Source organism: Olleya marilimosa CAM030, assembly GCF_000518485.1.
Lineage (GTDB): Bacteria > Bacteroidota > Bacteroidia > Flavobacteriales > Flavobacteriaceae > Olleya > Olleya marilimosa.
In genome coordinates, this window is sequence record NZ_JADR01000010.1 from 63,339 (window position 1) to 78,389 (window position 15,051).

The 15,051-nt window shown below is 31.7% G+C and carries 16 protein-coding genes; 6 read left to right on the forward strand and 10 right to left on the reverse strand.

Annotation, left to right across the window (positions count from 1 at the left end; all coding sequences use genetic code 11):
• Positions 1 to 25: 25 nt before the first annotated feature.
• The 5 genes from M890_RS0112385 to M890_RS0112405 all read right to left on the reverse strand — a co-directional run bounded on the left by M890_RS0112385 (position 26) and on the right by M890_RS0112405 (position 6,833).
• Entirely contained in the window at positions 26 to 706 is a 681-nt protein-coding gene (locus M890_RS0112385; protein ID WP_028283840.1) for an N-formylglutamate amidohydrolase, read from the reverse strand.
• A 1-nt stretch (position 707) separates the two neighbouring features.
• Positions 708 to 1,940, reverse strand: coding sequence for a glutamate-cysteine ligase family protein (locus tag M890_RS0112390; RefSeq protein ID WP_028283841.1), 1,233 nt, complete (start codon positions 1,938 to 1,940; stop codon positions 708 to 710).
• A gap of 2 nt (positions 1,941 to 1,942) precedes the next feature.
• A complete protein-coding gene (locus M890_RS0112395; RefSeq protein ID WP_028283842.1) occupies positions 1,943 to 3,388 on the reverse strand; it encodes a RimK family ATP-grasp domain-containing protein in 1,446 nt (481 codons plus the stop codon).
• 108 nt (positions 3,389 to 3,496) lie between these two features.
• A complete protein-coding gene (locus M890_RS0112400) occupies positions 3,497 to 5,023 on the reverse strand; it encodes a carbon-nitrogen hydrolase family protein (RefSeq protein WP_028283843.1) in 1,527 nt (508 codons plus the stop codon).
• Positions 5,024 to 5,102: 79 nt separating this feature from the next.
• The gene (locus M890_RS0112405) at positions 5,103 to 6,833 is read right to left on the reverse strand and encodes a M14 family metallopeptidase (RefSeq protein ID WP_028283844.1); all 1,731 of its coding nucleotides are present in this window, start codon (positions 6,831 to 6,833) and stop codon (positions 5,103 to 5,105) included.
• Between the two features lie 96 nt (positions 6,834 to 6,929).
• Between M890_RS0112405 and M890_RS0112410 the strand changes: the two genes are divergently transcribed.
• Positions 6,930 to 8,591 carry a SulP family inorganic anion transporter gene (locus M890_RS0112410; protein WP_028283845.1) on the forward strand — a complete coding sequence of 554 codons (1,662 nt, stop codon included), beginning with the start codon at positions 6,930 to 6,932 and terminating at the stop codon, positions 8,589 to 8,591.
• A gap of 48 nt (positions 8,592 to 8,639) precedes the next feature.
• Here the strand turns inward: M890_RS0112410 and coaD are convergent, their stop codons facing one another.
• From coaD to M890_RS0112425, 3 genes are read right to left on the reverse strand one after another with little or no spacing between them, the layout of a single operon-like run.
• Positions 8,640 to 9,095 (reverse strand): pantetheine-phosphate adenylyltransferase, encoded by a 456-nt coding sequence (coaD, locus tag M890_RS0112415; RefSeq protein ID WP_028283846.1) that lies wholly within the window; start codon positions 9,093 to 9,095, stop codon positions 8,640 to 8,642.
• 11 nt (positions 9,096 to 9,106) lie between these two features.
• The gene (locus M890_RS0112420) at positions 9,107 to 9,715 is read right to left on the reverse strand and encodes a zinc ribbon domain-containing protein (RefSeq protein WP_028283847.1); all 609 of its coding nucleotides are present in this window, start codon (positions 9,713 to 9,715) and stop codon (positions 9,107 to 9,109) included.
• 39 nt (positions 9,716 to 9,754) lie between these two features.
• Positions 9,755 to 10,729 carry a D-alanine--D-alanine ligase gene (locus tag M890_RS0112425; RefSeq protein WP_028283848.1) on the reverse strand — a complete coding sequence of 325 codons (975 nt, stop codon included), beginning with the start codon at positions 10,727 to 10,729 and terminating at the stop codon, positions 9,755 to 9,757.
• 126 nt (positions 10,730 to 10,855) lie between these two features.
• Here M890_RS0112425 and M890_RS0112430 point away from each other — a divergent pair, with 126 nt between their 5' ends.
• From M890_RS0112430 to M890_RS0112445, 4 genes are all read left to right on the forward strand, one after another.
• Positions 10,856 to 11,419 carry a PASTA domain-containing protein gene (locus M890_RS0112430; RefSeq protein WP_028283849.1) on the forward strand — a complete coding sequence of 188 codons (564 nt, stop codon included), beginning with the start codon at positions 10,856 to 10,858 and terminating at the stop codon, positions 11,417 to 11,419.
• 3 nt (positions 11,420 to 11,422) lie between these two features.
• Positions 11,423 to 12,460, forward strand: coding sequence for an RluA family pseudouridine synthase (locus M890_RS0112435; RefSeq protein ID WP_028283850.1), 1,038 nt, complete (start codon positions 11,423 to 11,425; stop codon positions 12,458 to 12,460).
• Positions 12,461 to 12,672: 212 nt separating this feature from the next.
• The gene (gene yaaA / locus M890_RS0112440; RefSeq protein WP_028283851.1) at positions 12,673 to 13,431 is read left to right on the forward strand and encodes a peroxide stress protein YaaA; all 759 of its coding nucleotides are present in this window, start codon (positions 12,673 to 12,675) and stop codon (positions 13,429 to 13,431) included.
• Positions 13,388 to 13,726 (forward strand): hypothetical protein, encoded by a 339-nt coding sequence (locus M890_RS0112445; RefSeq protein ID WP_028283852.1) that lies wholly within the window; start codon positions 13,388 to 13,390, stop codon positions 13,724 to 13,726. The genes yaaA and M890_RS0112445 overlap by 44 nt, the downstream gene beginning before the upstream one ends.
• Here M890_RS0112445 and M890_RS16655 read toward each other — a convergent pair.
• A complete protein-coding gene (locus M890_RS16655) occupies positions 13,716 to 13,853 on the reverse strand; it encodes a 30S ribosomal protein THX (protein ID WP_084553674.1) in 138 nt (45 codons plus the stop codon). The genes M890_RS0112445 and M890_RS16655 overlap by 11 nt on opposite strands.
• Positions 13,854 to 13,970: 117 nt before the next feature.
• Here M890_RS16655 and M890_RS0112455 point away from each other — a divergent pair, with 117 nt between their 5' ends.
• The gene (locus M890_RS0112455) at positions 13,971 to 14,678 is read left to right on the forward strand and encodes a uracil-DNA glycosylase family protein (protein WP_028283853.1); all 708 of its coding nucleotides are present in this window, start codon (positions 13,971 to 13,973) and stop codon (positions 14,676 to 14,678) included.
• On the opposite strand, the gene M890_RS0112460 is transcribed toward M890_RS0112455, so the two are convergent.
• Complete coding sequence (locus M890_RS0112460) at positions 14,675 to 15,043, reverse strand: DUF1304 domain-containing protein (RefSeq protein ID WP_028283854.1); 369 nt, start codon at positions 15,041 to 15,043, stop codon at positions 14,675 to 14,677. The genes M890_RS0112455 and M890_RS0112460 overlap by 4 nt on opposite strands.
• Between the last annotated feature and the right edge of the window lie 8 nt (positions 15,044 to 15,051).

Sequence of the window (15,051 nt, forward strand, 5' to 3'; positions counted from 1 at the left end):
ACCGTTACAATTAGTAACGGTTTTTTTATGCTTTTAACTTAACAATACTATGCTTTAAAACTTGTTTTAGCTTCTTAGGCATTATGTCGTTGATGGAATAGGATTGATTAATCTCTATTTCAATTCCTATATAGTTTTTTTTAAATTGTTGCCTTAAAGCAGTTGTAAAACCATCTGCTTTTCCTAAATACGGATAATTATATCTGACACGATAGCCAGGGTTTAAAGCAATAATATTTCTTTTTAACTTAGTAGCGTACTGTTTTTCTTGTTCAAGTCTGGAATCATATAAAATACCAATGTCGCATTGTCTTACCTCTAAGTTTAAGACAGGAGTAAAAGAGTGAATGGATAAGTGTAGGACGCTTATATTTTGTTTTAATTGTAAAGCTATATAATCTGTAACAGCTTGTCTGTAGGTGTTGTAGTAGTTGTCAATTAATGTTTGTTTTTGTTCAACTAAAAGTGGTTTAGTAAATTCTGAAAACAAGTTTTTATTATTTATAGACCTATTTAATTCAATTAAAAGTCGGCTTATAGTACTAAAATTTGAATAATCAGCAATAGGTTTTAAACACTTAAATACATCTAAAGCACCTAAGTCATAGCCTTTATGTGTATTTAATACTGAAGTATCCGTAAAATACGGTTGATACTCTAATGGAATTTGATTACCACCATGTTCGCAGGTTATAACTAGTTTCATTTTAATTAATAGGAATAAACAACTTGTTTTCCTCTAAACATTTAGCTAATTGATTATATACCAATTCAATGTTTTTAACCGAAACATCTTGGTTTAAAGCCTTGACAATTCTAGTTGATAATGTCCCATGATTAAAGATGATTTCTAGAGCCTTTTGGTAGTCTTCAGTAATGTTTTCTTTAACCAGCATGTATAGATGATGCCACACGTTTTTAACATTAGAGACCTGCTTTATTCCAAATAACTCGAGATAGTCTAGGTTTGAGATTTTATATACTTCACCATCTTTGATTACTGCGTTTAAAATAGAATACAAATCCTGTTTCAACCATTTTTTTTGCTTTTTAAGACTTGTTGTATCTTCATTAACTAAAAGCTTTAAGACTTCAATTATTAAAACACAAATAGCAATGTCGGCTTTTGGACACTCTTGTATATCTACTAGTCTAATTTCAATAGCATTTCGGTCAAACCTTGCAATAGCACCACGACTATTTAAAAAATGATGATCTAAAATATTGTTTGTATCATACTTTTTAATGACTTGTTTTATGGGTTCAAAAATGGTAGCATAGTAATCCGCTTTTGTAAAAACACGCTCTGGTATAACCAATCCAGTCATTTCCGGAATTTCTTTTTGATTGGTTTTATAATATTCTAATCTAGTGTCTTTATATCCTGTAATTTTACCATCTAAAATTGGCGAACTTGCACATAAACCAGGGATTAATGGTAAAATGATCCTGATGGCTGCATGTAGTTTTTCAAACTCTCTATCGTCATAAAAAGGTAAATTAATGTGTGTACTTTGTACATTACTCCATCCATGACCTTTGCAATCAAAAATCCTGTTATATAACTCGTAAACCTCGCTATAACTGTGTTTCCATAGTTGAGTGTCTTTTAACGGGTTCATCGTTGGATGAGATGCTGTAGGTAATAACTTGGCGTTTAATGGTTTTAATAAGGCATTAATTTCTGTTATATTTTTATGAAATGCTTCTGCTAGATTATTTATATTATTTGTTGGTCCATTAGTTTTTATTTCAATGACATGTGCAACCAATTCGTTACTCCAAGCAACGGTTCCGTTATCTACATCTGAAGTTAATTCACCATTTTTTTTTGTAAGTAATACATCCACAATTGGAGCAACTTTAAAACTATTAGAGTTAACTAACATGTATTCAAGTTCTATTCCGTAAACCTCAAATAAGTGATATTTTTTAGCCATAATTATTCTAACCTAGTTTTTAAAGCCTGTAGTATTTTAGTGTAAACTAAATCGCCATAATAAGCATCCTCTACACCAAAGTCTATATTTGGATTGTCGTTAATTTCAATAACCATTGGTTTGTTATTGACCACTTTTATATCAATACCATACAAGCCTTTACCCATTAGTTTTGCAGATTTAATGGCCATAGTTATAACATCTTTTGGCACATCCTCTATAGGTAAGCAATCAGCGTCACCATCTTGATCATTTTTTTTATCTGCATTCCAATTATAAATTTGCCAATGTCCTTTAGCCATATAATACTTACAAGCGTAAAATGGGACATCGTCTATAATGCCTATACGCCAATCATAATCCGAAGGACAAAACTCTTGTGCTATAATTAAATCAGACTCTTTTAGCATGTCTGTTACCAAGGTGTCATATTCTTTAGTTGTTTTAGCTTTTTTTACTCCAAATGAAAACGTGCTATCTGGTGCTTTTAATACACAAGGTAAACCAACTTGTTCTAAGACTAAAGCTCTGTTTTCTTTGTGCACAATTACTGTTTTTGGAGTCGCAATATGAGCATTGTTTAACGCTTCTGCCATGTACACTTTGTTGCAGCATTTTAAAATTGCTTCTGGGTAATCAATAATTGCAATGCCTTCTTGCTGTGCTTTACGTGCAAATGCATAGGCTTCATTATTAACTTCTGTACTTTGTCTAATAAATAAAGCATCAAAAGAGGATAAGCGACTTAAATCTTTAGGCTCAATTATTTCAGCGTAAATATTCATCTTTTCAGCAATATCAATAAACTTTTTTAAGGCTTTGCTATTACTAGGAGGAGCAGGATCGTTTGGGTTTACCAAAATTGCTAAGTCAAAATCTGAGGTAGTCAATTTTGGAGTATCATAACGTTTTTTTGCAAAATATTGATTAGCAAATAGGTTAACACTTTCTAGATGGTCTAAAGGAATTTCTGATTCTGAAATAGCTTTAATACTTTGTATGTTCCATTTATTATTATGATGAAACTTTACGCGTAAAAATGGAACTTGAAAATGTTTGTAAAACAAACTACTAAGCTCTTTGTATTTTTGGGCCACGTTTTGTCCAAAGTATACGCTAAGTGTAAACTCTCTTGATTTAATGTTTTTTAAGCTTTGTTGGATAACATCGTCAAACTCGTCTGATACAATTTTAACCAGTTTTAAAGTTTTTAAATCTACAATGTTTCTTACTGTTGGGATAGCTAAATGACCTCTAGCTTCGGCTAAAAGCGAGACGTAGTAACCTTTAGACTGGTAACTATAATCTTTGCAAAGATTAAATATTCTTGCTTTTTTTAAAAGCGAAAATTTAGGATTGGTAAGATAATCTTGCGATGAAATTACCGTAATATTCTCAATCGAAAAATGCCATTTTTCTGGTTGATTGACAACAATGTATTTGTTCATTTTATGCGAAAATCGCGATATAAATTTCTAGTAAAGTTATATTATTTTTAAACTGGTTTTACATTTTGTAAAACCAGTTTAGTTAAATTTTCAATAAATATTTTAGGCTTAGTTTTTAGTTAAGCTAAAAATGTCTTTGCGTCTGTCTCTTAGGTTTCTAACGCTACCAAATTGATTAAGCTCACGTAGTAAATCTATGTCAACATCTGCAATTAATATCATCTCAGTATTGGTTGTTGCTTCAGCTTTTATTCCATTAGCTGGAAAAGCAAAATCACAAGGTGTAAATACCATAGATTGTGCATATTGGATGTCCATATTATGTACTTTTGGTAAGTTACCTACGCTACCTGCAATAGCAACGTAGCATTCGTTTTCTATCGCTCTTGCTTGTGCACAATTGCGGACTCTAGAATACCCATTTTGTGTGTCTGTTAAAAACGGAACAAATAGGATGTCCATACCTTCGTCTGCTAATAATCTACTTAATTCTGGAAACTCAGAATCATAACAAATTAAAATCCCAATTTTACCACAATCTGTGTCAAAAGCTTGCAATTTATTACCACCTTGCATTCCCCAAACTTTAGCTTCGTCTGGAGTAACATGTAGTTTTTCGTAACGCTCTAAAGTACCATCACGTCTGCATAAATAACCAACGTTATATAATAAGTCGTCTTTCATTTCTGGAAAACTTCCAGTAATGATGTTTATGTTGTAGGATATTGCTAATTCAGAAAACTTCTGAACGATTTCTTCCGTGTGTTTTGCTAGTTCTCTAATGGCTTCAGACTCTGGTAAATGGTTGTTGTCAGCCATTAAAGGCGCATTAAAAAACTCTGGAAATAAAGCAAAGTCAGATCGATATCCTGACACAGCATCAACAAAATATTCGGCTTGCTGCATTAATTCTTCTAAATCTTTATACAAGCGCATTTGCCACTGTATAAGACCTAATCGTACCACTTTTTTCTTGGTAGCTGCTTTTTTAGATGGTTTTTGATAATAAATATTATCCCATTCTAAAAGTACAGCAAACTCGCCAGAATCTTTATCACCTTCTAAATAGCCTTTTAAAACTCTAAGAGGGTGAAAGTCGTTTGAGATTTGAAAATTTAAAACCGAGTCATGAATTTCTTTTCTTTTTACCTTATCCATGTACTCTTTAGGTGTCATTTCGTTTTGGTAATTATGAAAATTAGGAATACGACCACCAAATACAATACCTCTTAAGTTAAGTTTTTCGCATAACTCTTTTCTGTAATCATATAAACGTCTACCTAAACGTAAACCTCTAAATTTTGGTTTTATAAATACGTCAATACCATATAATACATCACCAGATTTTGTGTGTGTATTAAAAGTATAATTACCTGTAATATCCTCGTAGGTATGCTCTGCTTCAATCCTGTCATAATCTACTATTATAGACAAAGCGCAACCAGCAATTTGGTTATTAATTTTAATTACAACTTGTCCTTCCGGAAACTTGTCAATTAAAGTTTTAATTTGATTTTCTCTCCAATATAGATTAGGCATAGACTTGTATGCTTCTTGCATAGCTTCTTTTAACTCTTGATAATCATCTAGAGTTAGGTATGCTAATTCTATATTTTCAATGTCTTGTGGATTCATTTTTATTTACTTGAAATTTTAAGTAAATGTAATATAAAAACATATCCAAAATTCAACATTAAAAATTATTTTTCAGACATTATTTTAATCTATAAACCGGATATTGTAAGTGTGATTTTTCGTAATTAACACTCTGTTTATGAAGCCAGTCAAGTTGTGCGTACCAGTTAGAAGCAAAGTCTTTGTCGTAAGATTTTTTAAGGTTAAAATTGATTCTTAATTTAGGGTCTTGTCTTAAAATTAATTCGGCTTTATCTTCCCAAACATAAGGCGAAAATCCTTCTTTTTGTTGCAGTATTGTATCGAAAAAATTCCAATTAAAAAATGAATCAGGAGCTTGCGGTTCTAAAGTTTCGATTAGGTATCTAAAGGCCTCTTGATTAGTTTTAATAATGAAATCACCTTTATTGAATGTTATGGTTTCTTCCGAAACTTTTATAGTTGTATTATAATGCTGATAGTGTCCTTCATACGCTTGGGATCTTGTTTGGTAGTTGTCAATTTTATAGGATTGTACCGTTATTGTAGAATCTTTACTTAAAGGTGTCATGTCAACATCATTCAATTTTAAAAGTTCAATTACATTCCACCAACCTTGAGGAATGATATAGGCTTTAGGTATTTCGATTTCTAAACTAGGCTTAAAATAATTTTGGTAGGTAATTTGCTTTGTAAAAGGCTTGTTTCTGTCAAATTTTAAACGGTCTGCATCTGTAATGTTGCTAGGTATCATGTTACCTTCAAAACCTTTAAAGTTTAATGATGTGGTTTTTGTGGTGTCAATTTCCCATTGTAATGGGTAAGTCTTTTTAGCAATAAGTTGTTGGTTGTAGTCTTGACGTAAGGATTTAATTTGTTCATGGTCTTCTTCTATAATTTCAATCATAGACTTCATTAACTCAAAGGTGCCTTCTACACGTTGTTTGTATGGTTTAAGCATATGTGTCTCAACCATCATACCTAAGGTGTTAAATAAAGTTGTGTAGCCAGTGGAGTACCTTGGACTATCCATAAATTGACTAAATCCAGCTTCTGGCACTTTATTAAAGACATTAACATATGGCGTAATATCCCATTGTTTGTTTGCTAATTTAGCTTCTAAGTTTGGTTGCATTTTAGTGTGTAAATAATTACCTAAAGTACCACCAAGCTTATTGTGTTGCGTAAATAAATGCGTTAAAGTATATTGATAATCTGCTCCATTACTAACATGATTGTCTATAAAAACATCAGGCTTAACCAAGTGAAAAATTTGAGCAAAGGTTTTGGCGTTTTTTGTATCGCTTTTTATAAAATCTCTATTTAAATCAAAATTTCTTGCGTTACCTCTAAATCCATAGGCTTTAGGACCATTTTGGTTTGTTCTTGTAGAGGTATTTCGGTTTAAACTACCACCAACGTTATAAATTGGTATAGTTGCTAATACTGTATGTTTAGGCGCTTCAATTTTACCAGAAGCCATATCTCTAAATAACATCATGGTGGCATCTATACCATCAGATTCTCCTGGATGTATTCCGTTATTGATTAATAAAATTCGCTTATCATTTCTAATACTTTCAAAATTGAAGTTTCCGTCTGGATTTAAAGTCACTAAGTGTAGTGGCTTTCCAGAATCTGTACTACCAATAGAGTCGATAGATATTGACGTATAAGCTGTTGCTAAATCTTTGTAATACTGAATCGTTTGTTGGTAAGTGGCAGTTTCTAATCCTTGAGATTTTTCAAAAACAGTTTCAAAATCAAAATCCTTTTTAGTAGTAGATTTACAAGAAACCACTAATATTAATATGACTAATATTTTTTTCATTGATTGTATTTTTAAATAATGGTTACACAAATATAATACTATAGACTTGTGATTGTTCTAATTAAACGTACTTTTGCAGCTTGAAAAATTGAAGAAATGACAGAGTTTATTAGAAAAATAGTTCCAAATGCAAAAGATGATGTATTAGCAGGAATAACCGTGTCTTTAGCGATGATTCCAGAGGTAGTAGCATTTGCTTTTGTTGCGCAAATAGATCCTTTAATGGCATTATCAGGTGCTTTTATTATAGGTTTAATTACAGCTATATTTGGAGGTAGACCAGGATTAATATCTGGAGCAGCAGGTGCTGTTGCAGTTATTTTTGTAAGCATGATTGCAGATGGACATACTAAAGGTATGCTAATGGATACACCTATTGAAAACATGGGGTTTTTCTATCTGATGGCTTGTGTGGTCTTAATGGGAATTATACAAATTTTTGCAGGTGTTTTTAAATTGGGACGTTTTGTTAGGTTAATTCCGCATCCTGTAATGATGGGATTTGTAAACGGTTTGTCTATCGTTATTTTTATGGCTCAGGTAAAAATGTTTTCTCATAAATCCTTAAAAGTGTCTGATGCAGGAGTAAACGAATATGTAAGTACATACATGCAAGGCTCTGAGTTGTATACCATGATTGGGTTGGTATTGTTAACTATGGGAATTATTTGGGGATTACCTAAAATCACTAAAAAATTACCTGCAGCTTTAACCGCTATTTTAGTAACCAGTTTAATTGTTATTGGTTTTAATATGGATGTGTCTACAGTGGGATCTTATATCGTCGAAGGAGGAGGAACAGGGTTGAAAGGAGAGTTTCCAACACCAAACATGGAGCTTTGGGAGAAATTACCATTTAATTTAGATACTTTAAAGTTTATTGCTTTACCTGCTTTTTTAGCAGCATCTGTTGGATTAATTGAGTCTTTAATGACTATGAATTTAGTTGACGAATTAACAGAAACTAGAGGAAACGGAAACAGAGAATGTGTTGCGCAAGGTGCAGGAAATATTGTGTCTGGTCTATTTGGCGGTACAGGAGGTTGTGGTATGATTGGTCAAACAGTTATTAATATTAACGCTGGTGGACGTGGTAGATTATCTGGTATTATGATGGCTGTAACCTTATTGTCTTTTATTTTATTTGCAGATAAGTTAATAGAAATGGTGCCAATTGCAGCTTTAGTTGGTGTAATGTTTATGATGGTTGTTGAAACCTTTGCTTGGTCTAGTTTTAGAATATTAAAAAAAATACCAATGTCTGATGCTGTTGTATTAATTACAGTGTCATTAGTAACAGTATTTGTGGATTTAGCGGTTGCTGTTTTTATTGGAGTTATAATTTCGGCTTTAGTATTTGCATGGGAAAATGCTAAAAAGATTAGAGCTAGAAAACGTTTTAAAGAAGATGGTACTAAAGTTTATGAAATTTGGGGACCATTGTTTTTTGGAAGTATTCAAGCATTTAATGAAAAATTTGATGTTAAAAATGATCCAGAAAAAGTAGAAATTGATTTTGTTGAATCTAGAATAAGTGATCATTCTGCTTTAGAAGCAATTTTTAATCTCGTTGAAAAATATGAATCAGAAGGTAAGCAAATACGTTTAAAGCATTTAAGCGACGATTGTAAAGTCTTGCTTTATAAATCTAGTCCTAAATTTAGAGAGGTTGTTGTAGAGGCTATTGATGATCCAAGATATCATTTAGCTGCAAATCCAGAAGATTTTCCAAAACCGTTATCAGAATATAAATTTTAATCACAAAAAAGGCGAGCATTTTATGCTCGCCTTTTTTGCAATGTATGGTTATTTAACCCTAACACTATCTGGTACTAAGACAGTGTAGTCTCCATTGTTTCTTATTACTTCTCTAACTATACTAGAGCTTATGTAAGATGTTCTGGCAGCAGTTAATAAAAATACAGTTTCTATTTTTGAAAGTTTTCTGTTTGTATGCGCTATTGCTTTTTCAAACTCAAAATCAGCAGGATTACGTAAACCACGTAAAATAAATTGAGCATTAATCTCTTTGCAAAAGTCAATAGTTAGACCTTTGTAAGTCATAATTTTTACTTTTGGTTCGTCTTTAAAGGTCTCTTCTAAAAAACGTTTTCTGTCTTCTAAAGAAAACATATATTTTTTCTCTGAGTTTACACCTATGGCAACTATAACTTCGTCAAAAAGTTTGACACCTCGTTTAATTATGTCTAAATGGCCAAGTGTAATAGGATCAAAAGATCCAGGAAAAAGTGCTCGTCTCATGTTATATGTATTTAATCTCTATCCACTTCATAAATAAACTCTTGTTCAAAAAGGGTTTGTATTTCTTCCTTAGAGTAGCCATCTATTTCTGTGGTATAATTTTCAGTCTTATTTATTTTATAGATTTTGGATTTTCTGTCTATTTCGTAATCATTAAAAACAACATAAACACTATCCGTAGTGACTTTAGTAATCTTCATTGAAGTGTAGTAGCCTGTTTGTGATGCTTTAACAGAATAAACATCTCCAATCATAGGTTGTTGGATATATAATTTATCGTTTTCTGCATCCTTTTTACTTAAATACGTAGCTAAAGTTATTGCAATAGCTATAAGTATTAAGCCACTAAAATACCATAACGGAAACCTTACGCCTGCTTTTTCTAATTCAAATTTTTGCTTGATTTGTTCAGGTAATTCTTTTAGGTTATAAGTGCGTTTACAATGGTTGCATTCTAAAACATAAGTTTTACCAATAGGAAATAAAGGTATCCAATACACGTAGGCATACTTACCATAAATACCATAGTGCATGGTCTGTCCTTCTGTACAATTAGGACATTTAACATTAATAAGTTGACCTTCTTTAAGTTTACTAGCTTTACTTCCGTAAAAAACCATGTTGTTTGGGGATTTGGTTAGTTAATAAATATAAACTATTTATTTTAAAGCTTCTTCTATAGCATTACTAAACAAATCTGCCATACTTATTCCAGCAACTTGTGCTTGTTGTGGCAATATACTAGCATTAGTAAGACCAGGAATAGTATTCATTTCTAATAAATGTGGTTCGTTATTTTTAAAAATGTATTCACTTCTTGAAAAACCAGTCATTTTTAAAATTTCATATACCTTTTTTGCAACCGTATTTACTTTGTCTTCTTGTACTTTAGTTAATCTTGCAGGTGTTATTTCTTGAGATTTACCTAAGTATTTAGCTTCGTAATCAAAAAAATCATTTTCGCTAACAATCTCTGTAATTGGTAATACTTTAGTTTCGCCTTTATAAGTAATAACACCTACAGATACCTCAGTACCATCTAAAAAAGATTCTATAATTATCTCGTCATCTTCTTTAAAAGCGTGGTCAATTGCCTGTTGAAGGTCTTCTTTTTTATGCACTTTAGTAATACCAAAACTACTTCCGGCTTTATTAGCTTTTACAAAACAAGGTAATCCAACTTTGGCGATAATGTCCTCTTCATTTACGGAATCACCTAAATTTAGGTAATAGCTTTCAGCAGTTAAAATTCCGTAAGGTTTTAAAATACTTAAACAGTCTCTCTTATTAAAAGTAACAGCAGCCTGATACATGCCACAACTAGTATGAGGTAAGTTTAATAATTTAAAATAGCCTTGCATATAACCATCCTCTCCTGGACTACCATGGATAGCATTAAAAACACAATCAAAAGTAATTTTATTATTGTCTATAGTTACAGAAAAATCGTTTTTATCAATAGCAAATTCTTGATCTGCATCGTCCACATACACCCATTTGTCTTTAAAGATATGTATGCGATAGGCATTATATTTAGTCTTATCTAAATTTTGATATACCACGTTTCCGCTGGTAAGAGAGATTTTATATTCACTAGAATAACCTCCCATTATTATGGCAATGTTTTTTTTCATTTAAATCTAAATTATTTCAGATATTCAATAAACCATTAAAATATTCGTTTTGTAAAAATATCATTTATTTTATTCCGAAGATAAAACCTTTTAGTTTTTATATATTTGCCTACAAAAATTAGTTAAATGAGTGTCATCAATTTTCTTAAAAGTAAAGTGTTTTTTAAGCAATTAGCAATAGCAGTAGTTGCTGTGGTTGTTTTAGTGTTTTTAATGCTTAAGTGGTTAAATATAACTACAAATAATAACGAGTTTGAAACGGTTCCGGATTTGACAGGAAAATCGATCGAAGTTGCAAATATCGAGTTGGAAAAAAACAACTTGGTTATGCAAATTCAAGATTCGGCTAATTTTAATCCTAATTATCCTAAATTTTCAGTGATAGAGCAAGATCCAAAAGCAAATGCTAAAGTCAAAGAAAATCGTAAAATATACATTACATTAAACCCATCAGGATACCGTAAAATAGCAGTGCCTGATTTAAGTCATAAAAGTTATAGACAAGCAAAACCAACTATTGAGGCTTTAGGTTTTAAAATAGGAAAAACAATATATGTTGACCATATTGGAAAAGATATGGTTAGAGAGTTACGCCATAAAGGAGAAACATTAAAACCTAACACAAAACTGCCTAAAACAGCAGTGATAGATGTCGTGTTGGGTAACGGTAACCGTCCAGGAGGCAATTAAATTATGGAGGACTACACACCAGAATTACAAGAAGAAGATGCAGATGGACTATTTGAACATCATTCTTTTATAGCAGACAAAGGTCAAAAACCATTACGTATTGATAAATGGTTAATGAACAAAATAGAAAACGCAACACGTAACAAAATACAAGATGCAGCCAAAAACGGTAGTATATTTGTAAACGACGTACCAGTTAAATCTAATTATAAGGTTAAACCGGAAGACGTTATTGCAGTACGTTTTGAGCATCCACCACATGAAAACCTATTGGTAGGAGAAGATTTACCATTAGACATAGTCTATGAGGACGACCAATTATTAGTCGTTAATAAACCAGCAGGTATGGTTGTACATCCAGGACATGGTAATTATTCTGGGACGTTAATTAATGCATTAATATTTCATTTTGACAATCTACCAAACAACTCAAGCGATCGTCCAGGACTAGTCCATAGGATTGATAAAGACACTTCAGGGTTATTAGTTATAGCAAAAACAGAAGTCGCTATGGCACATTTGTCAGCACAGTTTAAAGCTAAAACTAGCGAGCGTGAATATGTAGCAATAGTTTGGGGTAATATGGATGAGGAAGAAGGTACCATAGAAGGTAACATTGGACGTCATCCAAAAAACAGACTGCAAAACACAGTTTACTTAGACGACGATGCAGACAAAGGTAAACCAGCAGTAACACACTATAAAGTAATAGAACGTTTAGGCTACGTTACTTTAGTAAGCTGTAAGCTAGAAACAGGACGTACACATCAAATACGTGTCCACATGAAGCATATAGGACACACCTTGTTTAACGACGAGCGTTATGGCGGAAACCTGATACTAAAAGGAACCACGTTTACCAAGTACAAACAATTTGTAGACAACTGTTTTAAAGTATTACCACGTCAAGCCCTACATGCAAAAACACTAGGCTTTGTGCATCCTACAACAAATAAATTTATGAGTTTTGAGTCTGACATTCCAGACGATATTCAAGAATGTATAGAAAAGTGGAGAGGCTATTCCAAACACATGGAATAAGATGTACCACATAATTTGGGCGTTACCACAAGGGTCGCGCTATCCATTATATCTTTTTTTGCCATATATGGCAGCAAAAAAAGGATGTCATTACTATCGCTAACGCAAAACTTAGCGATAGTAAACGCACATTTTAATATATAAAATTACTATAGTTTCAGCTTTTATAAAGGTCATATAATTTGTATTTTTATATCAGAAATAAAAACATAATGAAACTAGTTATATCTCCAGCAAAATCTCTTGATTTTGAAAGCAAATTACCTACAGTAAAAGCAACACAACCTCTATTTTTAGAGCAATCCACAAAATTAAATAAGGTATTAAAAAAGCAGAAGCCTAAAGATTTATCTCAATTAATGAGTATTAGCGATAATTTAGCGCAATTAAATTACAATCGTAATCAAGATTGGATACTACCTTTTACTAAAGATAATGCACGTCCAGCAATGTATGCTTTTAATGGAGATGTTTATAAAGGCTTAGATGCCTATAATATTGCAGAAGATAGGCTAGACCTTGCCCAAGATACTATCAGGATTTTATCAGGATTATATGGTGTTTTAAAACCATTAGACTTAATACAACCCTACAGATTAGAAATGGGAACAAAACTAGCAGTAGGAAGCAATAAAAATCTATACGAATTTTGGAAAAAAGATATAGTTAAGTCCTTAAATGAAGAACTTGAAGACAACGAAGTATTTCTTAATTTAGCCAGTAACGAGTATTTTAAAGCTATAGATACAAAAGCACTTAAAGTACCAGTCGTAACAGCAAATTTTAAAGAATTTAAAAACGGTAAACTTAAAATAATATCGTTTTATGCCAAAGAGGCTAGAGGTTTAATGGCTAAATACGTTATCGATACTAACGCACAAACCATAGAGGACTTAAAACAATTTAATTACGATAATTACCAATTTGATGGAAACCTCTCAACCGAAAAAGACTTGGTCTTTACAAGATAATAAACGTACCCAAGCAGAACGCGACTTGTTTAAAGCAACAGGTAAGCCTAAAAAAAACAAGAATGTAACCTATCTACTATCAGTAATTGGTGCCTTATTATTAGTTAGTTTTATACTGCCTAAATTATACGATGAGGTGATAACGATTTGTATAACAGATACCATATGTTTAAATTCTGAGCATAACTACATATTATATCCACTGTATATTTTTTGTACTATAGTGGTGCTTATTTTGGCTATTTATGGTGCTTACGTAGTTGGTAAAAAAATAGGAGAAAAGTTTAAGGTCTAACTGTATCTTTTTTGTCTACATTAATTTTGGTTTCTGGTTTTACACGTTTTTTAATTCGTGGACGTCTAGCACCAAATGTACCTCTGTTAATTTTTCCTCGTTTAGATTTTTTGTCTCCTTTACCCATAGTTTCTATATTTTAAATTATAGTATAAGGTAGTAAATACACAATTTTTAAACAAAGTTATAATATTAAAGTTGTTATAAAGTTTGCCTTCAGTCTGTATTATCATTAAATTATAAGATGTTTAAACACACGCATCCCTATCCACCATTTATTAAAAAAGATACTACAAAACTTATAGTCGGTACTTTACCACCACCACGTTTTTCAACAGGACAATTATTAGATAAAGATGTAGACTTTTGTTATGGAAGTTATTATAATAGCTTGTGGTTATATATTGATAAAATTCATAATTTAGGTTTGCGTTATGATAATTCTCAAGAAGCCATACAACAACGAAAGCATTTTTTAATACAAAATAAAATAGGTGTTTGTGACATTGTAGCTAGTGCAGAGCGACAAAAAATAGATGCTTCAGACATAGGTATGACTAATATTAAGTTACGCGATCTTATAGGTTATCTACTTAAGTATCCAAATATTGACACCCTACTATTTACAGGAGGTAACAGTAAAAATGGACCTGAATATTTTTTCAGAAAACATATTAAAGACTATAATATTTCTTTAAAGTTAGTATCCAAAATCACGCCTAAAATTCATCAGTTTAAATTACCTAATACGGTAAATACAGTTGAAAATAGCAAAGAGGATTTAACAAACTTTAAAAATGAGCGATTAATTAAAACTGTATCGCTAACCTCTGGGTCAGGAGCAGCAAATATCGCAATTGGCAGTAATCCCTTATATAAGCAGTTAAAGGCTAAAGACCCAAGTTTTAATACTTTTGATTTTAGGGTTATGCAGTATAGTGAGTATTTTTAAAGGGTCCCTAACAGCGTTAAAACTATACCTATTATAGCTGGAAGAGCTTGTATGAAAAATATTTTTTTAGATACGCTTAAAGCGCCATAAACACCAGCAATAGCTACACAACTTAAAAAAAACAATCTAATATTTGATTGCCATTCAGGGTTACTAATAAAAAAAGTCCATAATAATCCTGCTGCTAAAAACCCATTGTACAAGCCTTGGTTGGCAGCCATACTTTTTGTAGGTTTAAATAAATCTTTAGGAAAAGTTTTAAAAACTTTACGTCCAGTAGTTTCCCAAGCAAACATTTCAAAGTATAAAAAGTAGAAGTGTAAAACAGTTACAAAACCTACAATAAATTTAAGTAATATCTCCATAGTTTTAT

Bases quoted from the DNA above. Each gene is read 5' to 3' on its own strand.
- M890_RS0112395 (WP_028283842.1), bottom strand. From the start codon at position 3,388: ATGAACAAATACATTGTTGTCAATCAACCAGAAAAATGGCATTTTTCG.
- M890_RS0112455 (WP_028283853.1), top strand. From the start codon at position 13,971: ATGTTTAAACACACGCATCCCTATCCACCATTTATTAAAAAAGATACT.
- M890_RS16655 (WP_084553674.1), bottom strand. From the start codon at position 13,853: ATGGGTAAAGGAGACAAAAAATCTAAACGAGGAAAAATTAACAGAGGT.
- M890_RS0112460 (WP_028283854.1), bottom strand. From the start codon at position 15,043: ATGGAGATATTACTTAAATTTATTGTAGGTTTTGTAACTGTTTTACAC.
- M890_RS0112390 (WP_028283841.1), bottom strand. From the start codon at position 1,940: ATGGCTAAAAAATATCACTTATTTGAGGTTTACGGAATAGAACTTGAA.
- M890_RS0112400 (WP_028283843.1), bottom strand. From the start codon at position 5,023: ATGAATCCACAAGACATTGAAAATATAGAATTAGCATACCTAACTCTA.
- M890_RS0112425 (WP_028283848.1), bottom strand. From the start codon at position 10,729: ATGAAAAAAAACATTGCCATAATAATGGGAGGTTATTCTAGTGAATAT.
- M890_RS0112430 (WP_028283849.1), top strand. From the start codon at position 10,856: ATGAGTGTCATCAATTTTCTTAAAAGTAAAGTGTTTTTTAAGCAATTA.
- coaD (WP_028283846.1), bottom strand. From the start codon at position 9,095: ATGAGACGAGCACTTTTTCCTGGATCTTTTGATCCTATTACACTTGGC.
- M890_RS0112410 (WP_028283845.1), top strand. From the start codon at position 6,930: ATGACAGAGTTTATTAGAAAAATAGTTCCAAATGCAAAAGATGATGTA.
- M890_RS0112435 (WP_028283850.1), top strand. From the start codon at position 11,423: ATGGAGGACTACACACCAGAATTACAAGAAGAAGATGCAGATGGACTA.
- M890_RS0112385 (WP_028283840.1), bottom strand. From the start codon at position 706: ATGAAACTAGTTATAACCTGCGAACATGGTGGTAATCAAATTCCATTA.
- M890_RS0112420 (WP_028283847.1), bottom strand. From the start codon at position 9,715: ATGGTTTTTTACGGAAGTAAAGCTAGTAAACTTAAAGAAGGTCAACTT.
- M890_RS0112405 (WP_028283844.1), bottom strand. From the start codon at position 6,833: ATGAAAAAAATATTAGTCATATTAATATTAGTGGTTTCTTGTAAATCT.
- M890_RS0112445 (WP_028283852.1), top strand. From the start codon at position 13,388: ATGGAAACCTCTCAACCGAAAAAGACTTGGTCTTTACAAGATAATAAA.
- yaaA (WP_028283851.1), top strand. From the start codon at position 12,673: ATGAAACTAGTTATATCTCCAGCAAAATCTCTTGATTTTGAAAGCAAA.